This window comes from Amycolatopsis sp. WGS_07 (assembly GCF_045278895.1).
In the GTDB taxonomy this organism is placed as follows: domain Bacteria; phylum Actinomycetota; class Actinomycetes; order Mycobacteriales; family Pseudonocardiaceae; genus Amycolatopsis.
This window is the reverse complement of sequence record NZ_CP136053.1, coordinates 475,821-501,492: the sequence shown is the minus strand read 5'-3', so window position 1 is coordinate 501,492 and position 25,672 is coordinate 475,821. Positions and strand designations below refer to the sequence as shown.

At 69.4% G+C, this 25,672-nt stretch carries 16 protein-coding genes and 1 pseudogene; 7 read left to right on the top strand and 10 right to left on the bottom strand.

Annotation, left to right across the window (positions count from 1 at the left end):
• Positions 1-166 precede the first annotated feature (166 nt).
• The 7 genes and pseudogenes from RPX00_RS02250 to RPX00_RS02220 all read right to left on the bottom strand — a co-directional run bounded on the left by RPX00_RS02250 (position 167) and on the right by RPX00_RS02220 (position 11,997).
• Positions 167-1,300, bottom strand: coding sequence for a hypothetical protein (locus RPX00_RS02250; protein ID WP_406636978.1), 1,134 nt, complete (start codon positions 1,298-1,300; stop codon positions 167-169).
• Positions 1,301-1,325: 25 nt separating this feature from the next.
• Positions 1,326-2,507 (bottom strand): SPFH domain-containing protein, encoded by a 1,182-nt coding sequence (locus RPX00_RS02245; protein ID WP_406636976.1) that lies wholly within the window; start codon positions 2,505-2,507, stop codon positions 1,326-1,328.
• Positions 2,508-2,572: 65 nt separating this feature from the next.
• Positions 2,573-3,700, bottom strand: a complete 1,128-nt coding sequence (locus RPX00_RS02240) for a serine hydrolase domain-containing protein (RefSeq protein ID WP_406636974.1) — start codon at positions 3,698-3,700, stop codon at positions 2,573-2,575.
• Between the two features lie 80 nt (positions 3,701-3,780).
• The gene (locus RPX00_RS02235; protein WP_406636972.1) at positions 3,781-5,397 is read right to left on the bottom strand and encodes an ABC-F family ATP-binding cassette domain-containing protein; all 1,617 of its coding nucleotides are present in this window, start codon (positions 5,395-5,397) and stop codon (positions 3,781-3,783) included.
• Positions 5,394-7,016: a ribosomal protection-like ABC-F family protein gene (gene abc-f / locus RPX00_RS02230; protein ID WP_406636970.1), complete on the bottom strand. Its 1,623-nt coding sequence runs from the start codon at positions 7,014-7,016 to the stop codon at positions 5,394-5,396. The genes RPX00_RS02235 and abc-f overlap by 4 nt, the downstream gene beginning before the upstream one ends.
• Before the next feature lie 357 nt (positions 7,017-7,373).
• On the bottom strand, positions 7,374-10,502 hold the full coding sequence (locus RPX00_RS02225) for an NACHT domain-containing protein (RefSeq protein ID WP_406636968.1): 3,129 nt from the start codon (positions 10,500-10,502) through the stop codon (positions 7,374-7,376).
• A 44-nt stretch (positions 10,503-10,546) separates the two neighbouring features.
• Positions 10,547-11,997 (bottom strand): annotated as a pseudogene (locus tag RPX00_RS02220) (FAD-dependent oxidoreductase).
• 99 nt (positions 11,998-12,096) lie between these two features.
• Between RPX00_RS02220 and RPX00_RS02215 the strand changes: the two are divergent.
• On the top strand, positions 12,097-13,137 hold the full coding sequence (locus tag RPX00_RS02215; RefSeq protein ID WP_406636966.1) for a TetR/AcrR family transcriptional regulator C-terminal ligand-binding domain-containing protein: 1,041 nt from the start codon (positions 12,097-12,099) through the stop codon (positions 13,135-13,137).
• Between the two features lie 33 nt (positions 13,138-13,170).
• Here the strand turns inward: RPX00_RS02215 and RPX00_RS02210 are convergent, their stop codons facing one another.
• Positions 13,171-13,743, bottom strand: a complete 573-nt coding sequence (locus RPX00_RS02210) for a YdcF family protein (protein WP_406636964.1) — start codon at positions 13,741-13,743, stop codon at positions 13,171-13,173.
• 128 nt (positions 13,744-13,871) lie between these two features.
• Between RPX00_RS02210 and RPX00_RS02205 the strand changes: the two genes are divergently transcribed.
• From RPX00_RS02205 to RPX00_RS02185, 5 genes are all read left to right on the top strand, one after another.
• Positions 13,872-15,518, top strand: a complete 1,647-nt coding sequence (locus tag RPX00_RS02205) for a sigma-54-dependent Fis family transcriptional regulator (RefSeq protein WP_406636962.1) — start codon at positions 13,872-13,874, stop codon at positions 15,516-15,518.
• 63 nt (positions 15,519-15,581) lie between these two features.
• Positions 15,582-17,081, top strand: coding sequence for an aldehyde dehydrogenase family protein (locus tag RPX00_RS02200; RefSeq protein ID WP_378313928.1), 1,500 nt, complete (start codon positions 15,582-15,584; stop codon positions 17,079-17,081).
• 28 nt (positions 17,082-17,109) lie between these two features.
• A complete protein-coding gene (locus RPX00_RS02195; RefSeq protein WP_009082064.1) occupies positions 17,110-18,231 on the top strand; it encodes an NDMA-dependent alcohol dehydrogenase in 1,122 nt (373 codons plus the stop codon).
• Positions 18,228-19,166 carry an AAA family ATPase gene (locus RPX00_RS02190; protein WP_406636959.1) on the top strand — a complete coding sequence of 313 codons (939 nt, stop codon included), beginning with the start codon at positions 18,228-18,230 and terminating at the stop codon, positions 19,164-19,166. Before RPX00_RS02195 ends, RPX00_RS02190 begins: the two co-directional genes overlap by 4 nt.
• Positions 19,167-19,291: 125 nt before the next feature.
• Positions 19,292-20,047, top strand: coding sequence for a vWA domain-containing protein (locus RPX00_RS02185; RefSeq protein ID WP_406636957.1), 756 nt, complete (start codon positions 19,292-19,294; stop codon positions 20,045-20,047).
• Between the two features lie 238 nt (positions 20,048-20,285).
• On the opposite strand, the gene mftR is transcribed toward RPX00_RS02185, so the two are convergent.
• Entirely contained in the window at positions 20,286-20,936 is a 651-nt protein-coding gene (mftR, locus tag RPX00_RS02180) for a mycofactocin system transcriptional regulator (protein WP_406636955.1), read from the bottom strand.
• A 57-nt stretch (positions 20,937-20,993) separates the two neighbouring features.
• Complete coding sequence (locus tag RPX00_RS02175; RefSeq protein WP_406636953.1) at positions 20,994-21,452, bottom strand: Lrp/AsnC family transcriptional regulator; 459 nt, start codon at positions 21,450-21,452, stop codon at positions 20,994-20,996.
• A gap of 174 nt (positions 21,453-21,626) precedes the next feature.
• Between RPX00_RS02175 and RPX00_RS02170 the strand changes: the two genes are divergently transcribed.
• Positions 21,627-25,070 (top strand): indolepyruvate ferredoxin oxidoreductase family protein, encoded by a 3,444-nt coding sequence (locus tag RPX00_RS02170; protein ID WP_406636951.1) that lies wholly within the window; start codon positions 21,627-21,629, stop codon positions 25,068-25,070.
• Positions 25,071-25,672 lie beyond the last annotated feature (602 nt).

The window sequence follows — 25,672 nt, the reverse complement described above, 5'->3', positions numbered from 1 at the left end:
CAGGAAGAGTCGAAGGGCTGGTCAGCCGTCGACGCTTCGCGGAGAGCAGGCGAGGGTGCCCGCCGATCAAGACAGCGGCGAACCCGCGTGCTCCCGCGAAACGCGGGAGCGGCGGTCGCCGAGAACCATGCCCATGAGCACGGCACATCACATCCTTTAAGGAAACTCAGTGGTGGGTAACGGAATGGTGGGTGGTGCCGGTGGTGTGGCCCTTGGTCGCGATGAAGTAGACGATCGCCGCGATCACGATCAGCGCGATCACCACCGCGATGGCGATCTTGACCTTGCTCCACGGACGCTGGCCGTGGATTTCGCCGGTGCGGCCGTTGACGAGAATCTGCCAGTTCTTCCCGGCGTACACATAGGTGGCGACCCACACCGGCAGCAGCATCAGCTTGAAGGTGACGTTGTTGTGCTGCGTGTCGACCGAATTGAGCCGCTGGGTGTCGCCGCCGATGTCGTGTTTGCAGTCGTCGGCGATGACCGGGGCCATCCGGTTTTTCGCCTCCTCGAAACCGTTTTCCGGCTCGATGTCGTAGCGCAGCGCGAAATGCCCGGAGAGGAATTGCGGCTGGTACGGCGCGGAGTCGAGCAGCGGCCACGGCGCGAGTTTGTCCAGCTCCGGCAACGGGAGCTGGGTGCTCGCCGGCACCAGCACGTCGTCGAAGTTCCGCGCGACCTGCCCGCGCGCCGGATACCAGCGGGTGTGGCGCACCTGCCGTGTCTTGCGCTCGCCGTTCTCGTAGTAGCTCTCGGTGACGTAGTAGTACTCGCCGCGCGCGCCGGTGTACACCGACACCGTCTGCGAGTCGTACGTCCAGTGCGGGATGTACGTGCTCTTCGTGGATTCGGCCGTGGTGACCTTCTTCAGCGCGGTCGGCGCGAACCAGCGCGAGGACGTCCACTTCTTCAGGTGCGTGCTCACCGCGGGCCGGTCGAACGCGAACGGCAGCACGCCCTCGGGCACCAGCTGCCCGGACGCACCTGGGTCGATGACCAGCGGCGCGCCGCAGAACTGGCACATGCTGGCGGTTTCGTTGGTCTCCGTCCTGGCCGAGCATCGCTGGCACACGAAGACGTACTTGCCGATCGACCCCACCGGCTTGCGGGCCAGGTTCGCCAGCTCGGCGAACGGGATCTCGCGGATTTCCCGGTCGCCCGCGGCGATTTCCTGCCGGAATCCGCAGTACGGGCACTGCATGGCCGTGGTGCCCGGCGCGAACTCCAGCCGCGCGCCGCAGCCGCCGCACGGATAGGTCGTATTGGCCACTCCGCTCTGCTGGGAGCGTGGGTCAGTCATGGGTCCCCCAGAAGGTTGACGCGGCTCAGGACGGCGGCAGCGGCGGCGGGGTCGCCCCGAACAGGGCGGACACCTCCGGCACCTGCGCGGCCGGGGTCCACTGGGCCATGCCCGCCTTCCACACCAGGGTGTCCTGAGCGAGCGTGCCCGCCGAGATCTGCTGGCCGAGGCCCGCGCGGTCGAACGGGCCGAGCTGCTGGCCGTTCGCGCCGACGAACCACTGCTCGCCCTGCGGCAGCGGCGGCGGCATCTGCGGCGGGGCCTGCTGCTGGTACTGCGGCTGCGGCGGCGCCTGCTGGTACTGCGGCTGCTGGTACTGCTGGGGAGCCTGCTGCTGGTACTGCTGCGGGGCGGGCTGCTGCTGCGGTCCGGCCGCGCGCTGGCCGAGCGCCATGCCGAGGCCGATGCCGAGCCCCTCGCCCGCGCCGCCCTGGTTGTTCGCCGCCGCCTCGATCGCGTTCGCGGACTGGAACTTCGTGTACTGGTCGAGGTCGCCGACCACGCCCATCTGGGTCCGCTTGTCCATCGCGGCCTCGACCTCGGGCGGCACCGAGATGTTCTCGATCAGGAACTTCGAGATCTCGATGCCGACCTCGCGCAGTTCGAGGTTCAGCGCGTTCGCGATCTTGCCCGCGATCTGGTCCTGCTGGGTGACCAGGTCGAGCATCGGCACCTGCGCGGCCGCGATCGCGGGCCCGAGCTTGCTGATGACCATGCTGCGCAGGTAGTCCGACACCTCTTCGGTGCGGAACTGCGGGTCGGTGCCAGCCAGCTCCTTCAGCAGCGCGACCGGCTCGACCACGCGGACCGCGTAGCCGCCGAACGCGCGCAGCCGGACCATGCCGAACTCGGCGTCGCGCAGGATGATCGGGTTCTGCGTGCCCCATTTGAGGTCGGTGAACTGCCGCGTGTTGACGAAGTACACCTCGGCCTTGAACGGCGAGTCGAAGCCGTACTTCCAGCCCTTGAGGGTGGACATGATCGGCATGTTCTGCGTCTGCAGCGTGTACATGCCCGGCGGGTACGCGTCGGCGACCTGGCCCTCGTTCACGAACACCGCGGCCTGCGATTCGCGGACGGTGAGCTTGGCGCCCATCTTGATCTCGTTCTCGTAGCGCGGGAAGCGCCACACGATGGTGTCCCGGCTGTCGTCGGTCCACTCGATGATGTCGATGAACTCGCCGCGGATCTTGTCGAAGATGCCCACGTCTGACCCCTCGTCGCGTTGCCTCGTGCCCGCGGGCCACAGTACAGTGCGCGGCCCGCGGCGGATCACTCCGGCGCGGCCGCCTCGCGCCAAAAGTCCTGCATCTGCGGGATGCCGCCGGGTCCGTCCACCGCCCGCTGGGTGAGCAAGATCGCGACCGAACCGGTGGCGGGCACCAGGTAGGCGCTGGTTCCGGTGCCGCCGACCCAGCCGTAGCGGCCGGGGACCTGCCACGGCTGGTCCGGCGCGACGTCGACTGCCCCGCCGAACCCCCAGCCCTGGCCGTCGAGGAAGACCGGATTGGCCGCGATCTGCTCCGCGGTGAGGTGGTTGGCGGTCATCTGCCGGACGGATTCCTTCGACAGCAGGCCTTCTCCGTCAGAAAGGAGCATTCGGGCAAAGCGGTGCCAATCGTCCGCGGTACCGGCCAGCCCGCCGGATCCGGCCGGGAACGGCGGCACCTCGCGCCACTGGCCGTCCGGGGCGTCGGCCAGCTCCAGGCCGTTCTCGCCGGCGCGGTAGTAGCTGGCGAAGCGGTGCCGTTTGGCCGCGGGGACCTCGAACGCGGTGTCGACCATGCCGAGCGGCTCGAAGACTCGCTCGGCCAGGAAGTCCGGCAGCGACTGGCCGGACGCGCGGGCGACCAGGATGCCCTGCAGGTCCGCGCAGGTGTCGTACAGCCAGGCCTCGCCGGGCTGGTGCAGCAGCGGGATGCGGGCCAGCCGGGCGAGCCACTCGTCCGGCTCTGGGCGCAGCCGCACCTCGCGGCCGTCGGTCTGCACCGTGAACAGCTCCTGGACCTGCGGCAACGAGAAGTCCGACGGGAAGCCGTAGCCGGCCCGGAAGGTCAGCAGATCGCGGACGGTGATTGGCCGTTCAGCGGGTACGACGTCGTCGACCGGGCTCTGCGGCGTCCGCACGACCGTCGGGGCGGCCAGCTCGGGCAGCCATTCGGCGACAGGGTCGTCCAGACCGAACCGGCCGTCCTCGATCAGCACCAGCACGGCGGCCGCGGTGATCGGCTTGGTGATGGAGGCCAGCCGGAAGATGGAGTCGCGGGCCATCGGCGCGGTGCCCTCGACGTCGAGGGAGCCCACCGCGGTCACCTGGACGTCGTCGCCGCGCGCGACGAGGGCTACCGCGCCCGGGACGAACCCGGAGTCGACGTGGCGGCTCAGGACTTCGTGCATCATCGGTCGTTCCCTTCGCGGGCGGATGTTCACGCGGGGTGGTCGCTGCCGGAGCTTCTCGCTGGACATCCGTCCGGCGCGGCTCACTCTAACGGCGCAGCGCGGTGGTCGGGTCCGATGTGGAGCACTTGCCCGGTCCAGTGTTCGCGCAGCCGCCGGTCGTGCGTGGCGGCCACGATCGCGCCCGGGCTGGTGCCGAGAGCGTCCTCCAGTTCGTCGCACAGCGTGGGGGAGAGGTGGTTGGTCGGTTCGTCGAGCAGCAGCAGGTGCGGCGGGTCGGCGATGAGGAGCGCGAGCGCCAGGCGACGGCGTTGCCCGACGGACAGCTCGCCGACCGGTCGGGACGCTTCGCGATTTGTCAGCAGCCCCAACGAGTTCAGCGGGACGGCGGCGACGCGTTCTGGACCTAGCTTTGCCAGGTACGTGGCGCGTGCGGTGCGTTGCGGCCGGGCAAAAGTGGTGTCCTGGCTGAGAAAACCGGTGGTGATGCCGGGATGGCGAGTGATGCCTGGGGTACTGAGTTCTCCGGAGAGAAGGAGAAGCAGCGTTGACTTTCCCGCGCCGTTCGGGCCGGTGACCAGCAACCGGGTGTCCGTGCGGATCTCCAGGCGGTCCAGGGAAAGCCTCTCCGGAAGACGCACATTATCCAGCGTGGCAAGGGTTTCTTGCGGGGTTTCGACCGCCAGTGCGTTCGGATGGAACCGGAGCGGGGGCGGTGGTGCGGGGAGCTGGGCGCGTTCCCGCTCGTCGAGGCGTCGCGTGGCGGCCCGGACTCGCTTCGAGACCTGGTTCTGCACACGCCCGGACCTGCGGCCGAGGCCCATTTTCTCGTTGTCCGGCGCCAGCCGTCCCGGCGCGACCCGATGCGTGGTGACGCCGAGCGCGTCGCGCAGTTCCTCCAGCTCTTCCTGCTCTTCGGCGTATTGCCGTTCCCAGCGTTCGCGTTCGGCGCGTTTCCAGCCGAGGTACTCGGTGTAAGTGCCGCCGTAGCGCACCGGGCCGTCCGGGGCCGGGTCGAGGTCGAGGATGTCGGTGCACACCGCGTCGAGGAACGCCCGGTCGTGGCTGGCGAACACCACGGAGCCGGGCAGTTCGCGCAGCTGGGCTTCGAGGAACGCGGCGGCCTCGGCGTCGAGGTGGTTGGTCGGTTCGTCGAGCAGCACCGCGGACGGACGGCGGACCAGCAACCCGGCCAGCGCGAGTCGCCCGCGCTGGCCGCCGGAAAGCGAACCGAGCGTGCGCTCGCGTTCGATCGCGGCGAGCCCCAGCCCGGTGAGCACGATCTCCGCCCGCCGGTCCGCGTCCCACGCCTCATGCCGCTGTGCCTGGTCGAGCAGTTCGGCGTACTCGGTCAGCAACGCGGCGTCCTCGGGTGTTTCGGCGAGCAGCGCGGCGACCCGGTCGAGTTCGGCCACCACCTCGCGGGCCGCCGCGAGGGCTTCGTCGAGGACGTCGGCGACCGTCGCGGCCGGGTCGAACGGCATTTCCTGGTGCAGGAAGCCAAGATCCGGCGGACGCTCGACCTCGCCGCGCTCCGGCGCGTCCACGCCCGCGAGCACGCGCAATAGGGCCGACTTCCCGGTCCCGTTCTCGCCGATCACCCCGATCCGGCGGCCGGGGGCGGCGGTGACCGACACGCCGTCGAGCACCCGCCGTCCCCCGAGCACCCGCACGATCTCGTGCGCGCGCAGGGCGGTCATTCCGTGATCCCGGCCGTTTCCCGCAGCTGCCCGTTTTCCAGCCGCAGCCAGCGGCCGACGCCGACCTCGGCCAGGAACCGCTCGTCGTGGCTGACCACCACGAACGCGCCCTGGTAGGCGTTCAGCGCGCTTTCCAGCTGGCCGGCGCTGACCAGGTCGAGGTTGTTCGTCGGCTCGTCGAGCAGCAGCAGCTGCGGGGCGGGCTCGGCGAACAGGACGCACGCGAGCGTCGCGCGCAGCCGTTCCCCGCCGGACAGCACCCCGACCGGCAGATGCGCCCGCGCGCCCCGGAACAGGAAGCGCGCCAGCAGATTCATCCGGTCCGCGGGCAGCATTTCCGGTGCCGCGTCGGCGAGGTTCTCCGCGACCGTGCGTCCGGAATCCAGCAGATCGAGCCGCTGCGACAGATACGCGATGCGCCCGTCCGCACGGCTGATCTCGCCCGCGTCCGGGGTGAGGGTGCCGTGCATCAACCGCAGCAACGTCGACTTGCCGACGCCGTTCGGCCCGGTGAGCGCGATCCGTTCCGGACCTCGGATCGACAGGTCCGCGCCCTCGCCCGCGAACAGCCCGCGCACCCGAAGATGCTTGCCAGCGAACAACGTGCGCCCCGCCGGAACCGCCGTTTTCGGCAGCTCCAGACTGATCTTCTGGTCCTCCCGCAACGACCGCTCAGCCTGGTCGAGCTTCGCTTTCGCCGCACTGACCCGCGCCGCGTGCGTGCCGTCCGCCTTCGCCGCGGACTCCTGCGCGTTGCGCTTCATGGTGCCCGCGAAGATCTTCGGCAGCCCCGCGTTGGACAGATTGCGCTTCGCGTTGCTCGCCCGCCGCTCGGCGCGTTCGCGGGCCTGCTGCATCTCGCGCTTCTCGCGTTTGACCTCTTGTTCGGCGTTGCGGATATTCTTCTCCGCGACCTCCCGCTCGGCCTGCACGGCCTGCTCGTATTCGGTGAAATTGCCGCCGTAGAACCGGATTTCGTCCGCACCGAGTTCGGCGATCCGGTCCATCCGGTCGAGCAGCGCACGGTCGTGGCTGACCACGAGCAGACAGCCGGACCAGTCGGAAAGCACGCCGTAGAGCTGCTGGCGGGCGGTGTGGTCGAGGTTGTTGGTGGGCTCGTCGAGCAGCAGGACGTCCGGGCCGCGCAGCAACTGCGCGGCGAGCCCGAGCGAGACGACCTGGCCGCCGCTGAGGGTGCCGAGCAGCCGGTCGAGCGCGAGATCGCCAAGCCCGAGCCGGTCGAGCTGCGCGCGGGTGCGGTCCTCGATGTCCCAGTCGGCGCCGATGGTGGTGAAGTGCTCCTCGGCCGCGTCCCCCTCCTCGACGGCGGTGATGGCCTTCAGGATCGCGTCGATGCCGAGCACCTCGGCGACCGTGAGTTCGGCGGTGAGCGGCAGATCCTGCGGGAGATACCCGAGGACGCCGTCGACCGTGACACTGCCCGCGGACGGTTTGAGCTGCCCGGCGATGAGCTTCAGCAGAGTGGACTTCCCGGCCCCGTTGGGCGCGACAAGCCCGGTGCGGCCCGCGGGGAAGGTGGCGGAGAGCTGGTCGAAGACGACGGTGTCGTCCGGCCAGGAGAAGGAAATCCCGGACAGGACGATACGGAGATCGGACATGGAGCGGCCTCGCGGTGGATCGGCAGGGGGATGCCCTGCTGGGTGTGGTTGTGGACGACATGGGTGGGACCATCCGCGACCTGCGCCCGGCTGATGCCTGGGCTTTCATCCGACCGGCGCGCTCGTGCGCTTGCCGTTGTCGGGTGCCTCGCCGCCCGTGGGTCTCGTGACCTGCACGGGGAACCTCCGCGCGCGGTCTCGCGCCGCGCGGGATCAGCGAGGGGCCGGTGCCGTGCTGGCCCGTGCCCCGGGCTCACCCGGAGATGTCGTCTTCACCTGCCACGATGCGAATCCTCTTGGATCGAGTCTGCTTGTCCGGTGATCAGGATACCAGGAACCGCGGCGGGCGCATCCGAGTCAGCGGCGCTCCAGCTTGATGCCGGGGCCGAGCTGGTCGACTCCGATCAGCTCGTCGTCCTCGTCCACTCGCAGTGTCAGCTCGCAGTCCTTCAACGGGGTCAGGTCGACTGGTCCTTCGCCGGTAAGGATCGTCAATTCCTTCAGCGTCGGGTGCGTCGCCATTGCCTGAAGTCCTCTGGTGGCGCGCAGCTCGAGTTCCCGCAGCGGCAAGGCGCGCAAGGGGTCCAGGTCGGCCGGGCACTCTCCGAGCAAGGTCAGGTCGGTGAGCCCGGGAAACGCGTCAGCCAACGTGCTGAGGTCGGAGACTGGTTCCCCGCCGTACTCCAATGCTCGCACCGAGGCGAGAGGCGGTGCGGCCGTGATCGCCCGTACTCGGCAGTCGTGGAGGGTCAGCTTGGCGAGGTTCTCCATGCCCGCCAAGGCCTCGAGGCTGTCGATGGTGGACAAGCGGTCGAGCCCCAGGCCGGTGAGTTGGGAAAGCTCGCCGAATACCCGGATGCTCCGCCACGCGGTGGAGCGGAACAGTGTGAGATGCCGCAGGCGGGAAAGCCGTTTCAGGACCTTCAGGTCGGTGTAGCCGCGGGCGTCGTAGAGCCGCACGGTCTCCAGTTGGTCATGCTCGGCCAACGACAGCAGGCTGACTGTGCGCTGCTCGGCGAAGCGCAGGGACAAGGTGTGCAATGCCGGTGGCTTCGGGACTTCGGCCAGATCGACGTCGAACAAGCTGATCGACAGTTTTGTAAGGTTCTTCAGCCGCGACGTGTGCGGAATCAACCGGCGGTTGCTCAACCAGATGCGCCCGTAGACGAGTGGTGAATCGGCGAGGACTTCGTCGGCGTAGCGGACCGGATCGAAGTACTCCCAGGCATCTGCGAGCCTGAGTTGCACCTTGATCCGCTTGTCCTGCGCGTAATTTCGCAGCAGCGGCAGCGCTTCGTCCCCGGCGCACATCGTCGCCGCGGCAGTCGTCGCGTGGGCGACCGCATCGCTCAACCCGTCGAGGGTCTGCGGCAGGTAATGCAATAACTGGCTCCCGACCGAAGCCAGCGACTCGGCTTCCACGATGCTCCGCGGCGGAACCAGATGCTCCCGGATAGCCCGCCGGACCCGTTCGATCACGTCCGGATCCACGTCCCCGACCGTCTCCAAGCACGCCGCCGCCAGAAGCCGCAGTCGACGGGCGCGTCGAGGCTCGGCGTCTGCCCGGTCCATGATCTCGCGGAGCAGCTTCGTCGCTTGATGGTGCTTCGCGTGCCCGCACGCCATCACGACCGTCTCGCGCCAGGTGTCGCGATGCGCATTGGCGATCAGCGTGTCGATATACCCAGCCTCGGTGGCTTCGCTCGCAGCCAGATACTCCTGGAAAGTCCGGTGCACGAAGTCGATCCGGCCGACCACCGGAGCCCGCAGTACGCCGCTCCGTTCCACCAGGTGCTTCACCACGTCGTCGGCGCTGTGGTCGACATGAGGCAGCGACTTCAGCCGGTACTCCAGGTGTTCCTCGACCTCGGACACCGGCAGCTCGACCTTGTTCCCCGAAGTCAGCCGCCACGCCAGATGTCCCAGCAGGACGTGCTTCTGCTGTTCGGTAAGCAGCACCGGGATGTCGCGCTCGGCGTCGCGCATGTGCACCAGCATGGACAAAGCGTTGCGGTACAACGTCATCCGGTCACGTGGCAGCTCCGAGCGGTGCGCGAGATTCAAGGCGCACAACATCGCGCACAGCAACGGATTAGCCGCGAGTGCACGCAGATGCGGACGGTTGTCGAGTTGGCTTAGCAGCCGGCGTTGGGCAGCGGCAAGGTCCGCGTCGGGACGGACGTGGGCGGCGGCTTGGTGCCAGCGTTCCACTAGTGCGTGGATGTCGGTGGCGGTCATCGGTTCGAGCACGACCGAGTCGAAACGCTCCGAAGTGAGCCAGTGCTGGTCGGCGGCCGCGGTGCGGGAGGTGACCACGATCCGCGCCGAAGGGTAGCTGGAGCCGAGTTCGCGCAGCCAGGTTTTGACCTTGCGGCGCCGTCCGGGTTCCACCTCGTCCACGCCGTCGACCAGGACGATCGCCTTGCCGGTGCGCAGGACCTCGTCGGCCCAGCCGTCCGGGACCCGGTTGCGCAGGGTCGGCACGGCCAGCGCGACGAAGGCGTCCGACGTCGGCAGCGGGCCGTCCGGCAGGCTGCGCAGGCGGATGGGGAACGGGACGAAACCGTTCCACTCGGCCAGCCGTCCGGTGAACGCGCCGCGGGCGGCGGTGACGGCCAGCCAGTCCAGCAGGGTCGTCTTTCCGGAACCGGCCTCGCCGCGGACCAGGGTGCGGCCGGAGCGGTGGATCGCGTTCTCCGCGCGGACGGTGCCGCCGGGCTGCTGGTCGAACCAGTCCGGTGTCCGGGTCTCGCGCCAGTGCTGGGTTTCGCCGGACACGCTCAGGCTCAGGTACGCGACCGTCAACGGCAGCGTCGGCTGGTTTTCCATCGTCAGCCCGAGCAGTTCCAGATGGTCCAGCGTGTCCGCCAGCACCCGCAGGTACTCGTTGCGGAACTGGGCGTGGTCGGTGCCCGCCTCGGTCAGGCTGGTTTTCGGGAGCCGGGCGAGCAGTTCCTCCAGTTGGTTGGACTGCTGGTTCAGCCGTTTCAGCACCTCGACCAACGCGGTCGGCTGGAAGGACGGCAGGTGCCGCACGATCAGCACCAGGTGGCGGCACGACTGGTCCAGCGCCACGTCGTACAGCGCTGACCCGGCTGCGGACAGGAACTCGTTGGCTGGGCATTGGGCGCGGACGCGGCGGGCCAGTTGTTCCTCGTCGGCGTCGTCGGCGAGGAGAGCTTCGTCGGAGAGGTCGACCTGGCCCAGTGCGTCCTCGACGGCGGCGAACACGGCGGCGGCTTCGTGCTCCGGCAAGGCGGCGTATTCGTTCCGCAGCACCGGTTCCAGCTCGGTCGCGACCTGGATGCCGATGGTCTGCAGCAGGCGGTCCAGGTTTGCCTGGCCGAGCGGGCCGGCGCTGGCGGCGAGGTCGACCAGGCTTTGGCCGCGAGCTTTTCGGTCTTTCCACCGCTGCAGCCACGATTTGGCCGCGTGTGCCGCGATTTTCCCGCCGATCTTGACGGCGCCCGCCTCCAGCCCGCTCATGACGCACCACCGTAGCGAGTCAGGAGCGGGCCGTGGCGCGGTTCTTACAGCCCGGCGAGGTACTCCGTGACGGCCGACAGGTCGCCGGCGTCGGAGATCAGGCCGATGTAGCCGTCGGGGCGGAGCAGGACGAGCGTGCGGTCGGTCGGGGAGTACGCGCGGGTGAGGTGCTTGCCGGAGTCGGCGATCTCGTCGTCGGCGGCGGGATGCGCGACGACGTGGAAGGCGCGGAGCGGCGTTTCGACCCGGGGGCCGAAGTTCAGCAGGGTGAAGTGGCCGCCGCGGGTGAGGTCGAAGAGGCGGCGTTCGCCGGTCGTGGTGGTGAGCGCGGGGGCGTCGGGGGCGCGGTCGCCCGCGCGCAGTTCGGCGGACTCGGCACGGTCGTCGCGGGCCAGGACGGAATCGCGGTAGTTGACGCTGAGCTGGGTCGTGTCCCGGTCGCTGCGGATCGGGATGCGCTTCTCCTCGACGGCTTCGGCCATCCGCGCGGCCGACAGCCGCAGCACACCGGCGGCGACAGGGAGGCGTTCCGCTTCGTAGGTGTCCAGCAGCGCGGGCGAGGCGGCGGCGAGTTTCCAGCCGAGGTTGTGCGCGTCCTGGATGCCGGTGTTCATGCCCTGGCCGCCGGCGGGGAATGCACGTGCGCGGCGTCTCCTGCCAGGAACACGCGGCCGTTGCGGTAGCGGTCGACCAGGCGGGTGTTGGAGCGCCACAACGACGTCCATTCCGGGCTGTGCAGGCGGAGGTCGGTGCGGCCGCTGCGCCGGTCTAGGATCGCCTGGAGGGTGGCGAGGTCGAGATCGGTGTCGCCGCCGATGGGGGCCTGGTACTGGAAGAGGTCGGTGGAGGGCAGCGGGCAGAGGCTGACGAAACCCTCCTTGCACCGCCACATGTGCCAGGCGTCGCGGTCGAGACCGTCGACCTTCAGGTCGGCGACGATCATCCGCGCGCGCTCGTTCGTCTCGCCGTCGAAGGCGATTCCGGCCTGCTTGCGGACGACGCTGCGGCCGCCGTCGCAGCCGACCAGCCAGCGCGCGCGGACGGTTTCGGTCCGGTCGCCGGTGCGGAGCACCGCGGTGACGGCCTCGGCGGACTGGGTGAAACTCTCGAGTGCGGTGCCGAATTCGACCGCGCCGCCGAGGTCGGCCAGCCGGAGCCCGAGCGTTTCCTCGACCCGCCACTGCGGGGTGAGGACCGAGGCGGGGTACGGAACATCGGGACGTTCCTCGAAGGTCGGGCCGCCGCTCGTCGTCCCGTCGGGGTCGGTGACCAGGATGGGCATCGCCGACCGGCCGTTGGCGAGCACGCGCTCGATGACGCCGAGATCGTCGAACACCTCGAGGCTGCGCGGCTGCAGCCCCTTGGCGCGCGAGCCCGGGCGCAGGCCGGGGGACGCTTCGACCAGCCGGAACGGGACGTCGCGGCGGGCGAGTTCGCACGCCAGCGTGAGCCCGGTCGGTCCCGCTCCGGCGATCAGGACCGGCAATTCCGGCATATTTGTTTCCGACACTGTTTCCCCCTCGCTCCGAAGAACTCCTGTCCGCCAGCGTAGGGAAACTTGCTAAGAAAGGCAAACCTTTCTATCGTGGCCAGGGTGGCCCCTGAAACCGTCCGCCGCCGCCGTGGCGCGCACCTGGAGCACGCGTTGCTGGCCGCCGGGTGGGAGGAGCTGGTCGAGGCCGGATACGCCCGGCTGACCATGGAATCGGTCGCCGTGCGCGCCCGCACGAGCGAGGCCGTGCTGTACCGGCGGTGGGCCAACAAGGATCAGCTCGTGCTGGCCGCGATGGAATGGCACCGGAGCGCCAACCCGATCGCCGTTCCCGACACCGGCACGTTGCGCGGCGATCTGCTCGGGTACCTGACCGCGTCGAGCGAAGCGCTGGCCGAGTTCTTCGCGATCGCGATCGCCGGCGCTTTCTCGGGGCTGTCGGCCGGTACCCGGATGACCCCGGGAGAGATGCGGGACAAGATCATCGGCGACCGGCTGCTCCCGCAGGGGCGGATCTACCGGCGCGCCCACGACCGCGGCGAGATCGACCTGTCCCGCGTTCCCCGTGCCGTGCTCGAAATGCCGTTCCAGCTGGTGCGCCACGATCTGCTGATGGATCCCGCCCCGCTGCCGGCCACGCGGATCCGGTCGATCGTCGACGATCTTTTCCTGCCGCTCGTCCGGCCAGCGGATGGAGTTAAGGACTTAACTTGGGTGAGTGGACCGCGGCCGAAACCGGTACGTGGCGACCTTTTCCGGTCGATTCGCTGGGCGCAGCGCAAGCGGATCGAGGAATGGAGCCGCACCCGGGATCTCACCTTCGAGCAGGCCATGGTGCTCGGGTACCTGGAGCGGGAGCCCGGTGTCATCCAGCGTGCCGTCGCGGAGATGAGTCACACGACTCCCGCGAACGTATCGCTGCTGCTCAAGGGGCTCGAGCGGCGGGGGCTGGTCGAGCGGCGCACGGAGGGCGGGCGCAAGCGCGTCTACGCGACTCCGGCCGGGGCTGAGCTGGTGGCCGGGCTTGACGGGGTGCTGGCCGAGGCCGAGGAGATGGTCTTCGCGCCGCTCGACCGGGACGAGCGGACGGGGCTGGAAGCGTTGGTGGACAAGATCAACGCGCACTTGCCAGGGGGCTCGTGAGCGGCGATGCCGGTTCTAACCCGGGACCAACACTCACGACCGCCTCAACCGCCGCAGCCTCCGCTTTCCCAGCACCGCCAGCACTGGCTTCAGCATCAGCAGCTCCCCGATCCGGTAGTCCTTCGCGGGCACCAGACGCTCCGCCAGATCCGGCCGGTGCCGCCGCAGGTAATACCGCGCCTTCTCCGCGTGCAAGGAATTCGAGACGATCTTGATCCGGTCCGCGTCCTCGATCAGCGGCGCCGCGCCGAGCACGTTCTCCCACGTCGACCGGCTCTCCGTCTCCAGCACCAGCCGGCCGCGGTAGCCGCGCGAGCGGGCGTACCGGGCCATCAGCGCGGCCTCCGGCTCCGGGCCGCCCACGGGCCCGCCGCACAGCACCAGGCGAGACGGGCCTGGCGCCTGAGAACGTACTGCCGCCCGTACTCGCCAGCGGTTCACGAAATTGGCCCGCGACCCGCCGTTGCGGTACCCGAGCACGACGATCGCCTCGCCGGTGCCCGTCGTTCCGGGCCGGGCGCCCATCCCGCGGCGCGAGGAGCGCCAATGTTCCCATTCGGCCCAGCCGAGCAGCAGTACGAAAAACATCAGCAGACGTCGCGGCACTCGCCCGATCCTACCAGTGTCCACAAAGGACACGAGCGGACCGCGTGCGACGCACGTCTGGAACTTGTCGATCCGCGAAGGTACTGTCACACGAACCGCTACGTCGCCGTCGGTAGTCGGGAGGAGCAGTGTCGCTCGGAGGGATACCGTCGCAGGGCGCCGCCGTCCTGCGGCCGCCGATCGCCGATTCGTGGCGCCGGTCGCGGCTGTTCGGCGTGGAACCGGAGCTGGACCGGGCCGCGATTTCGATCGGCGAGGTCGATCCGCGCAGCAGGCTGATGACCGCCGCCCGCCCGGTGCTGGAGCAGCTCGTCGAGCAGCTGACCGGCACCCGGTTCTCCATCCTGCTCGCCGACCGGGACTGCCGCCTGGTCTTCCGCTGGTTCGGCGACCGCGGCCTGCAACGCCAGCTGGAGGAGATCGGCGTACTGGACGGTTCGCAGCTCAGCGAGGGCCGCGTCGGCACCAACGCGCTCGGCACGCCGCACGAATCCCGCCAGGCGGTGGAAATCCACGGCCAGGAGCACTACGCCGACGCGTTGAAGCGGTTCAGCTGCTACGGCCATCCGATCCGGCATCCGCTCACCGGGCGGATCGAAGGCGTCCTCGACATCACCGGCGAAAGCGACAGCGGCAACCCGCTTTTCGGGCCGCTGGTGAAACGCGTCGTCGGCGACATCGAGCAGCTCGTGCTGGAGAGCGCCCGCGCCTGCGAACGGCGGCTGTTTCTGGCGTTCCAGCAGGCCACGCACCATCGCAGCGTGCCGGTCGCGGTGCTCGGCGGCGATCTGGTGTTCGCCAATGAGACCTGCATCGAACAGCTCCGCCCCGCCGATCCGACCCTCCTGCGCACGCTGCTGCCACAGGTGCCGGAACGCGGAGTGTTCGACACTCGCCTAGATGTGGGTGACGGAATCAGTCTTTCGGTCGTAGCCGAGCGGGTCGAGGGTTCGACGGACGGTGCCGTCTTCCGCATCGCGAAGAGCCCGAGCAGCAGCCGAAAACCGGCCCCCGCGGCGACAAAACCCGCGCGCTCGGTTCTCGTGACGGGCGAACCGGGCACCGGCCGAACCACGGCAGCCCGCGCGCGAGCCGGAGCAGACGATCCGGTCGTCCTGCACGCCGCCGCCGCGTTGCGCGAGGAACCGCGCGCGTGGGCGGCACGATTCGCCGACCTCATCGGGCAGCCGCGCACCACGGTCGTCCTCGACGACGTCCACCTGCTGCCGGAAAGCCTGCTGCCGCTGGTCGGCGAGGCGTTGGACAGTGGGAAAACGGCCCGCTTGCTGCTCACTTCCGTCCCGTCGAACGCGATGTCACCGGCCGTCGCGGCGGTCGCGACCCGATGCGCGGAAACCGTCGCCCTCGCCCCGCTGCGCGAGCGCCTCGACGACCTCCCCGCGATCGCCGGCGCGATGCTCCGCGACGAATATCCTGACCGGAAACCGCACTTCACCGGCACCGCGCTGGCCGCGCTGCGCACCCATCCGTGGCCGGGCAACCTGCACGAACTGCGCGCGGTGATGCGGGAGGTGTCCCGCCTTCCCTACACCGGGGTGATCGACCTCGCCCAGCTGCCGCCCGCGTATCGCGGCAGCTCGCGCACGCGTCAGCTCGGCGGGCGTGAACTCGCCGAACGGAACGCGATCGTCACGGCGTTGCGCGCCAGCGAAGGCAACAAGCTGCGCGCGGCCCGCGAACTCGGCATCAGCCGCACCACGCTGTACCGGCGCATGCAGGCGCTGGGCGTGACCGACGACTGTCCACTTCTGTAACACTTCGCCCCCGGTTCGCCGGGTGACGATGACCTCCGTCACAACGAAGTGAGGAGGCGCCAGGTGACCGCAACGGTGGAATTCCCCCTGCACACCGAGGTCCGCGAGTTCGTGTCCGGCCCGCTGGAGCTGCTGATCGGCGGGCGGTGGGTACCGGCGGCGTCGGGCCGCACCTTCCCGACCTACGACCCGGCCACCGGGGAGAAGATCGCCGAGGTCGCGCACGGCGAGGCCGAGGACGTCAACCGCGCCGTCGCCGCCGCGCGCAAGGCGTTCGACGCGGGACCGTGGGCCGCGATGAAGCCGAACGAGCGCGAACGGCTGATCTGGCGCATCGGCGATCTGCTGTCCGAGCGGGCGGAGATCTTCGGCCAGCTGGAAGCGCTCGACAACGGCAAGTCCGCCGGCATCGCGACGGCCGTGGACACCGGCTGGGCCGCCGACGTCTTCCGTTACTACGCGGGCTGGGCGACCAAGATCGAAGGCAGCACGGTGAACGTGTCGATGCCGTTCGCGCCGGACGCGCAGTTCCACGCCTACACGCTGCGCGAGCCGGTCGGCGTGTGCGGTCAGATCATCCCGTGGAACTTCCCGCTGCTGATGGCCGCGTGGAAGATCGCGCCTGCGCTCGCCGCGGGCAACACCGTGGTGCTCAAGCCCGCCGAGCAGACCCCGCTGACCGCGCTGCTGCTGGGCAAGCTGTTCGAGGAAGCCGGATTCCCGCCCGGCGTGGTCAACATCGTCACCGGATTCGGCGACGCCGGCGCCGCGCTGGCCGCCCACGAAGGGGTCGACAAGGTCGCCTTCACCGGCTCGACCGAGGTGGGCAAGAAGATCGTCCAGGCGGCGAGCGGAAACCTGAAAAAGGTTTCCCTGGAGCTAGGCGGCAAGAGCCCGAACGTGGTGTTCGCCGACGCCGATCTCGACCTCGCGGTGCCGGGTTCGGTCAACGCGTGGATGTTCAACCACGGCCAGTGCTGCGTCGCCGGAACCCGGTTGTACGTGGAGGACACGATCTTCGAGGAGTTCACCCAGGCGGTCGCGCAGGCGGCGAGCCAGGTGAAGATCGGGCCGGGGCTCGACCCGGAAACCCAGCTGGGGCCGATGGTTTCCCAGGAGCAGTTCGACCGCGTTTCGCGCTATCTCGGCGAAGGGCTCGCCGACGGCGCCCGCGCGCTCACCGGCGGAAAACGCTGGGGCGACACCGGATACTTCATCGAGCCGACCGTTTTCGTTGACGTGAAACCGGAATTCAGCATCGTCCGGGAAGAAATCTTCGGTCCGGTCGTGGCGGCGATGCCGTTCAACGCCGAACAGGGCGTCGCCGCCGCGGCCAACAACAGTGAATACGGCCTGGCCGCCGGGGTCTGGACACGCGACGTCGCGAAGGCGCACCGTACTGCGAAGGAACTGAAGGCAGGCTCGGTGTGGGTCAACCAGTACAACGGCTTCGACACGGCGATGCCGTTCGGCGGCTACAAGCAGTCCGGCTGGGGCCGGGAGCTTGGCGCGGCCGCGCTCGACCTCTACACCCAGACCAAATCCGTGAACATCGCGCTGTGATCCGCCCGCTCGAACAAAGGAGTTCCCGATGAAGACGAAAGCAGCGGTCGTCTACGAGGTGGGCAAGCCGATCGAGGTGGTCGAACTCGACCTCGAAGGCCCCGGCGAGGGCGAGGTGCTGATCCGGTACACGCACGCCGGCCTGTGCCACTCGGACGTGCACATCGCGCACGGCGACCTGGAGGCCCGGCTGCCGATGGTGCTCGGCCACGAGGGCGCGGGCATCATCGAGGACGTCGGCCCCGGCGTCACCCGGGTCAAGCCGGGCGACCACGTGGTGTGCTCGTTCATCCCGAACTGCGGCGTGTGCCGCTGGTGTTCCACCGGGCAGCAGGCGATCTGCGACATGGGCGCCACGATCCTCGAGGGCTACCTGCCGGGCGAGCGGTTCCCGTTCAGCGGCCCCGGCCCGGTCAAGGAATACGGCGCGATGTGCATGCTCGGCACGTTCAGCCAGTACTCGACCATCCACCAGAACTCGGTGGTGAAGGTCGACGACGACCTGCCGCTGGACAAGGCCGTCCTCGTCGGCTGCGGCGTCCCGACCGGATGGGGCTCGGCGGTCAACGCGGCCAACGTCCGCCCCGGCGAGACGGTGATCGTGTCCGGCGTCGGTGGCATCGGCATCAACGCGGTGCAGGGCGCGCGCTACGCCGGCGCGAAGAACGTGATCGCGCTGGACCCGCTGGAGAACAAGCGGGAGAAGGCGATGGAACTCGGCGCGACGCACGCGGTCGCGACGCCGGAGGAAGCGGCCGAACTGGCGCAGTCGTTCACCAACGGCAACGGCGCGGACAAGACGATCGTCACCGCGGGCATCGTCACCGAGGAGATCGTGACCGGCGCGTTCAACGCCACCGGCAAGGGCGGCACGATCGTGCTGACCGGGCTGAACAAACTGTCGGTCAACAACGTCAACCTCCCCGGCTCGATCCTCACGCTGTTCAAGAAGACGGTGAAGGGCAGCCTGTTCGGCGACTGCAACCCGACCACGGACATCCCGAAGATCCTCGGGCTGTACCAGAGCGGGGACCTGAAGCTGGACGAGATCATCACCCGCACGTACACCCTGGAAGAGGTCAACCAGGGGTACGACGATCTGCTGGAGGGCCGGAACGTGCGCGGCGTGCTGGTCCACGACGCGCCGTGACGGCTGTGTCGACGGGCTGCGGGCCGGTTTCCGGTCCGCAGCCCGCGGTTTCCCTCCTGGCCGCGGACGTCGTCGGCCGCCGTCGCGAGATCGAGCTGCTGCTGGCCGGTCTCGACTGCGGTGCGCACGTCGTGCTCGAAGGCCCGCCTGGCACCGGCAAAACCACGCTGCTGCGCGCGGTCGCGGAGGCGGGCGGCTCACCGTTCGTGTTCGTGGAAGGCAACGCCGAACTGACGCCCGCACGGCTGGTCGGACAGTTCGACCCGTCCCGGGTGCTGGCCGAGGGCTACGTGCCGGAGACCTTTGTGGACGGTCCGCTGATCGAGGCGCTGCGCACCGGTGGCCTGCTGTACGTCGAGGAGGTCAACCGGATCCCGGAGGAGACGCTCAACGTCCTGATCACCGTGATGTCCGAGGCGGAGCTGCATGTGCCGCGTCTGGGCCGAGTACGCGCCGCGGACGGATTCCGCTTGGTAGCCGCGATGAATCCGTTCGACGCGGTCGGCACGGCACGGATTTCGTCGGCCATCTACGACCGGGTCTGCCGGATCGTGATGGGATACCAGAGCCAGGACGAGGAAAGCGACATCGTCGCCCGCCGCGGTCCGATGGTGCCCCCGGACTGGCGGGACCAAGTGGTGGACCTGGTCCGGCGCACCCGCGAACACCCAGACGTCCGAGTCGGTTCGTCGGTCCGCGGCGCGATCGACGTGGTGCGGCTGGCGGTTTCCCTGGCCCGGATCCGCGACGCCTCGGCGATGGACTGGCGCATCGGACACGACGCCGCCCTGGCCGCGCTTTCCGGCCGGATCGCACTGCACGAATCGAGCGGCCGTACCCCGGAATCGGTGATCGACGAGCTGTACGCGGCGGTCTTCGGCGCGGAATCCACCCCAGAGGACTCGGAAGCCGGTGACCCGCCGGGGGAAGCCTGAGCCCGCCGCCGGCGGGCCCACCCCAGCAACGACCGCCCCGTCCAGGCTCGGCGCGCAGCAGCACCACACCACGGTCCGAACTGTCGAAGAACGGCCGGTTCGCCGAAATCTCCCCCGAGGTCGGCGTGCTGGACGAGGAAGCGTTCAGCACGGTCTTCCGCGAGAACGCCGACGAGGCAATGGCCTTGCTAGTCGAAATGAGCAAGGCGACCGACGAATCCCTCCGCGCCGCCGCCCGGGATCTGGCCCGCCGCTTGATCATCGACGTCGCCCGCCGCGGCGTCGCACGGGCCCGAGGCGTGGGAAAACTACGCCGAGACCGCGCCGACCGAGGCGGCGAACTCGACCTGGACCGCTCAATGCCCGCCCTGGTCGACGCGGCCGCCGTCGGGAGCGTCCCAGCGCTGGACGATCTGGTCGCCCGTCGTTGGGCGCGCCCAGAATTGGCGCTGTGCTTGGTAATCGACACCAGCGGCTCGATGACCGGCGCGAGATTGGCCGCTGCCGCCCTCACCACAGCGGCATGTTCGTGGCGAGCCCCGGTGGAACATGCAGTGGTGTCCTTCGCCCGCACGGCGGAGGTCATCCGCCCCCTACGGTCCTCGCGATCCAAAGCCGCGGTGGTGGAGTCAGTTTTGGAACTGCGCGGCCACGGCGTAACGGCATTAGCGGCGGCCCTGCGCAAAGCAAATGAACAACTCGCCACCTCGCGCGCAGCCCGAAAAACAATCCTGCTTTTGTCAGACTGCCGAGCCACCGATGATCAAGACCCACTACCCGCCGCCCGCGCATGCGAGGAGCTACTAATCCTGGCCCCCGCAGAAGACTGCGAGGAAGCAGAACGCTTCGCCCGAGATTCCGGCGCCCGCTGGCACCCCTAAGCGGCGCAGCAGCCGCCCCCGCCGCCCTAACCACCCTGCTAGACCGTCCGTGAAGGACTCCTTGAGGGAATCTAATTCCCTCAAGGAGTCCTTCACGGACCACCCAGCACCGATGCACCCAAAGAAAGGTGCACCCAGTCCCTCCCCCGCACCCCGATACGAAGCCTCCCTGCGGTTCGGGGGTGCTTGTCAAGGCATCTTTCCCGCCTTGACAAGCACCCCCGAACCGTCAGCACAATCAAGCTTCGGGGTGCCCCCCAGCAACGGGTTCCCCCACCAACACGTCATCGGAAAACCCAGCCCCCAAAGCCCGCAACCCAGCATCCAAATACACCGTCAAATCAGCATCCGCCCGAGCCGACCACCGCTCATAAGCCGCCCGGCAAGTAGCCAGCACCGCCCGCCCCACCGCGAGCGGATACAGCGAATCCTCCGGCTGCCCAGTCCGCCGCGCGACGAAACTGATCACCGCCCGCTCCCAAGCGTCGTAATGCCGAGTAGCACTAGCCGCCAATTCCGCCACCGTGCTGAGCAGATTCATCCGCATCCGCAACTCAGGCACGTCCTCAGCCCGGTAGTGATTAGCCGCCAGCACCGCCCGCCGGACCGCCTCCAGCACCGGAAGATCCTCCGGCATCTCGGCGAGCAGCTCCCGGATCGTGTCGACCTCGGAGTCGAACTCGTTCCACAGCACGTCCGACTTGGCTTCGTAGTACCGGAAGAACGTCCGCCGGCTGACCCCGGCCGCGTTGGCGATCTGGTCCACCGTCGTCTCGTGGAACCCCTGTTCGGTGAACAGCCGCAGCGCGATCTCCTCCAGCTGCCGCGCGCTGGTGCCGCGCGGACGGCCGCGGCGAGGCCGGGCCTCGCTGGCCGGATCAGCGGACATGCCGTTCCCTCCCCGTGCGCGCTTCGGTCACCGGGCGACCCTACTCGGTCGCGGGGGTCACTCCGGGCGATCCTCGCCGCGCACCCACGAGTCCAGCACGATCAGCGTCCGCGTGCTGGTGATCCGGTGGCTGCGCCGCAGTTCGTCGATCGTGCTCTGCAGGTGCGCCATGTCGCGGCTGCGCAGCCACACCACCGCGTCCGGATCGCCCGCGATGGTGAACACCGCCTGCGCCTCCGGGATCCGCGTGGTGGTCTCCACGATCTCGGCGACGTTCGTGCTGCCGAAGAACCTCAGCTGCGCGAACGCCTCGATGCCCCAGCCGAGTTTCGCGTGGTCGACCTGCACGGTGAAGCCGGTGATCACGCCCTTCTCCCGGAGCCGGTCGACGCGCCGCTTCACCGCCGCCGTGGAGAGCGACACTCGCGCGGCGATGTCCGAGAACGTGCGCCGGGCGTCCTCGCGGAGCAACGCGATGATCTCGTGGTCGGTCGCGTCCAGCAGTTCTTCGGCCATGAGCGGCATCGTACGCAACAGATCTGCCCGAACGGGCCTCTCGCGCGTCATCCTTTGCGTCCTTGCCACTACAGTGGCCGGGCACGTTGCGCCGGGGTCCGAGCGTGAGGTGAGGTGGCTCACGTCCCAACGGCGGGTGCCCGTGGGCTGATGGCGTGCGGAAGGGAAGTGCGGATGAACGCCTTCACGTTGGAAGACCGGTACGTGCGCGAAGCGGGCGTTGTCTACCTGACCGGGGTGCAGGCGCTGGTGCGGGTTCTGCTCGACCGGATCCGGCTGGACCGGGACAACGGCGCGGACTCGGCGGCCTTCGTGTCGGGGTACCAGGGTTCGCCGCTCGGCGGGTTCGACCTGGAGCTGGCGCGGCGGTCGGCGCTGCTGGCCGAGCACAACATCGTGCACAAGCCGGGCGTCAACGAGGAACTCGGCGCGACCGCGGTCATGGGCAGCCAGCTCGCCGCGCGGGCGGGCACGATGCGGCCGGACGGCGTGGTCGGCATGTGGTACGGCAAGGCTCCCGGCCTGGACCGGGCCACCGACGCGCTGCGGCACGCGAACCTCGCCGGCACCGATCCGCGCGGCGGCGCGGTCGCGCTGGTCGGCGACGACCCCAACGCGAAGTCCTCGACCATCCCGTGCGCGTCCGAGCACGCGCTCGCCGACCTCGCGATGCCGGTGTTCTTCCCGGCCGATTCGCAGGACGTGCTGGAGCACGGCAGGCACGCGGTCGAACTTTCCCGCGCGAGCGGGCTGTGGTCGTCGATGAAGATCGTCGCGAACGTCGCGGACTCCGGCGGCACCGCGCTGGTCGACTCGCAGTGGACCGCCCCGGAGATGCCCGAGGGCGCGTACAAGCACCAGCCGAACAGCCGCCTGCTCGGCCCGGAACTGATCACGCTCGAGCACAGCCTGCACCGCGTCCGGCTGCCGCTCGCGATGGAATACGTGCGCGCCAGTGGAATCAACCGGATCGTCCGGTCCGGACCGGACGACCGGGTCGGCATCGTCACCGCCGGAAAGTCCTATTTGGACCTGCGGCAGGCGTTGCGGATGCTCGGCCTCGACGAAGCCGAGCTGTCCCGCTACGGCATCCGGCTGCTGAAGCTCGGCGTCGTGTACCCGGTGGAACCGGAGATCATCAAGGAATTCGCCGAGGGGCTCGACGAAATCCTGGTGGTCGAGGAAAAGCGCGCGCTGGTCGAACCGGCGATCAAGGAAATCCTCTACGGCCGCACCGGCGCGCCGCGCGTGTACGGCAAGTCCGACGAGCGCGGCCAGGTGCTCTTCACCGAACTGGGCGAGCTGGACCCGGACCGCATCGCGAGCGGACTGGCCAAGCGCCTGCCGGACGCGGAACCCGTCGCGGCCTGGAAACAACGGCGCCGCCGCGAGCGGATTTCGGTGCCGCTGCTGGCCCGCACGCCGTACTTCTGCTCCGGTTGCCCGCACAACTCGTCCACCAAGGTCCCGGACGGAACGCTCGTCGGTGCCGGAATCGGCTGTCACACCATGGCTTTGTTCATGGAGCCGGAGCAGGTCGGCGAGGTCGTCGGGCTGACCCAGATGGGCGGCGAGGGCGCGCAGTGGATCGGCATGGCCCCGTTCGTCGAGACGCCGCACCTGATGCAGAACATCGGCGACGGCACGTTCATGCACTCCGGCAGCCTCGCGGTGCGCGCGGCGGTCGCGGCGGGCGTCGACATCACCTACAAGCTGCTCTACAACTCCGCGGTCGCGATGACCGGCGGCCAGGACGCGGTCGGCGGGCTGTCCGTGGAGAAGGTGGCGGCGCTGCTGCTGACCGAGGGCGCGGCGAAGGTCGTCATCACCTCGGACGCGCCGCGCCGGCTGCGTAAGCGGAAGCTGCCGCGTGGGGTCGAGGTCCGGGACCGGTCGGAACTTCTTCGCACGCAAGAGGAACTGGCTGCGCATCGCGGCGTGACGGTGTTGATTCACGAGCAGGAATGCGCGGCGGAGAAGCGTCGCAAGCGCCGTCGCGGGAAGCAGGAAACGCCCGCGCGCAAGGTGTTCGTGAACGAGCGTGTCTGCGAAGGCTGCGGCGACTGTGGCGTGAAGTCGAATTGCCTTTCGGTGCAACCGGTCGAGACGGAGTTCGGCCGCAAGACCCAGATCCACCAGGCGTCGTGCAACGTCGACTACTCGTGCCTCGACGGCGACTGCCCGTCGTTCCTGACCGTGGTCCCGACCGGCGAGGTCAAGCGCCGCCACCTGACCCCGATCAGCGCGGACGTCCTGCCGGAACCGGCGGAAACCCGGTCGGACGTCGCCGTGCGGATCACCGGCATCGGCGGCACCGGCGTGGTCACCGTCGCGCAGATCCTCGGCGTCGCCGGGGTTCTCGACGGCAAGCAGGTGCGCACCCTCGACCAGACCGGCCTCGCGCAGAAGGGCGGCGCGGTCGTCTCGGACGTGAAGATCTCCACCGGCGCCGTCGAGCAGGCTCCGAAACTCGCCAACGGGGAGTGCGACCTCTACCTCGCGTGCGACGCGCTGGTCGCCGCCGACCCCGCGTACCTCGGCGTGGCCGACGCCGAGCGCACTGTCGCCGTCGTGTCCACTTCGGAGGTTCCGACCGGGCGAATGGTGGTGGACAAGGAGGTTTCCTACCCCGACCAGTCGAGCATCCGGGCGGCGCTCGGCGACGCGACCGCCGCCGGGCACTACCTCGACGCGCGCGGCCTCGCCGAGCAGATCTTCGGCGACGACCAGTTCGCCAACATCCTCCAGCTCGGCGCGGCCTACCAGACCGGCGTGCTTGCGGTGACCGCGGAAAGCCTGGAACAGGCCATCAAGATCAACGGCACCGCGGTGGAGACGAACCTGCAGGCGTTCCGGCGCGGCAGGCAGCTGGTCGCCGACCCGGACGCGCTCACCGCGGAACTCTCCCCGTCCTCGGCGGCCTCGGCACCCGCCGCGGTGGACCCGGAAGCGGTCCGCCGGGTGCGGGCGCTGGTGGCGGCGGACGGCGAACTCGGCCGACTGCTCGACATCCGGATCCCGGACCTCATCGCCTACCAGGACGAGCGGTACGCGCGGGAGTACGCGGAATTCGTCGAGCGGGTCCGCACCCGGGCGACCGCTTCGGTGACCGAGGAGGTCGCGCGCAACCTCTACAAGCTCATGGCCTACAAGGACGAGTACGAGGTCGCCCGCCTGTCGCTGGACCCGCAGCTGACCGCGGAAATCGAAGCCCAGTTCGGCGTCGGCACGCGGTTCGCGCACCGGCTGCACCCGCCGGTGCTGCGCGCGCTGGGCATGAACCGCAAGATCAGCCTCGGCGGCCGCGGCTTCCGTCCGGCGTTCGTGGCGCTGCGGGCCATGCGCAAACTCCGCGGCACCCGGCTGGACCCGTTCGGCCGCGCGGAGGTCCGCCGGGTCGAGCGGGCGCTGATCGGGGAGTACCGGCAGGCGCTGACGCGTGCGCTGGAGGTGGCCGACCGCGGCGACGCCCGGCTGGTCGAGCTGGCCGCGCTGCCGGACGCGGTGCGCGGGTACGAGGAGATCAAGCTGGCCAACGTGGCGTCGTACCGGCGGCGGCAGGAGGAGCTGCTGAAGGAACTGGCGATGCCGGACTCCGTCCGGGTGGCCACCGCCTGAACGACTTGCCGCGGCTGGTCCCGCCGCTGTCCGTGAAGGACTCCTTGAGGGAATCAGATTCCCTCAAGGAGTCCTTCACGGACCTCCGCCTCGGCCTGCCGGGCCCGGCGGCCGGGGAGCGCGCGGCGACAACGGATTTCGCGAGAGCGGCCGAAAAGCGGAGCGAGATCAACTTCGTTCCGCAATATCCGGTACGAATTCCGTGTCGGCCTTCCGCTCGGCAGCCGAAAACGGCGGGGAGTTCGGGTTCGCCCGGTTCCCCGCCGTTTCGGCTCCCGGCACCGGTCGGCGCCGCGGCGAAAAGCCTTGTAGGTGTCACACCAACGGGTGGTCCTGGCGAACCTTTCCGGGCGACCCGCGTCTGTCCCCCGATCGGTGGGGTGGGCGGCGCTCGGCGGAGTAGTCCGCGCGCAACCCTGTGACCAGTGCGGACGCGCCGAATCCCCTAATGCCCCTAATCGGGGGATCGGCGAAGTCCCTAGTGGGTGCCCCGGCGGACCCGGGTGACCCCCCGATGGCGGGCCATCGGCGGAGTCCTATCTTCGGAAAAGGAGCCGGCTCGCAGCCGGCTCGTCCGTTTTCTCGGACACCCCACCCCGATC

Coding starts and splice junctions, on each gene's coding strand:
- mftR (WP_406636955.1), bottom strand. CDS start 20,936: ATGTCCGCTGATCCGGCCAGCGAGGCCCGGCCTCGCCGCGGCCGTCCG.
- RPX00_RS02240 (WP_406636974.1), bottom strand. CDS start 3,700: ATGATGCACGAAGTCCTGAGCCGCCACGTCGACTCCGGGTTCGTCCCG.
- RPX00_RS02235 (WP_406636972.1), bottom strand. CDS start 5,397: ATGACCGCCCTGCGCGCGCACGAGATCGTGCGGGTGCTCGGGGGACGG.
- RPX00_RS02225 (WP_406636968.1), bottom strand. CDS start 10,502: ATGAGCGGGCTGGAGGCGGGCGCCGTCAAGATCGGCGGGAAAATCGCG.
- RPX00_RS02170 (WP_406636951.1), top strand. CDS start 21,627: ATGAACGCCTTCACGTTGGAAGACCGGTACGTGCGCGAAGCGGGCGTT.
- abc-f (WP_406636970.1), bottom strand. CDS start 7,016: ATGTCCGATCTCCGTATCGTCCTGTCCGGGATTTCCTTCTCCTGGCCG.
- RPX00_RS02195 (WP_009082064.1), top strand. CDS start 17,110: ATGAAGACGAAAGCAGCGGTCGTCTACGAGGTGGGCAAGCCGATCGAG.
- RPX00_RS02250 (WP_406636978.1), bottom strand. CDS start 1,300: ATGACTGACCCACGCTCCCAGCAGAGCGGAGTGGCCAATACGACCTAT.
- RPX00_RS02175 (WP_406636953.1), bottom strand. CDS start 21,452: ATGGCCGAAGAACTGCTGGACGCGACCGACCACGAGATCATCGCGTTG.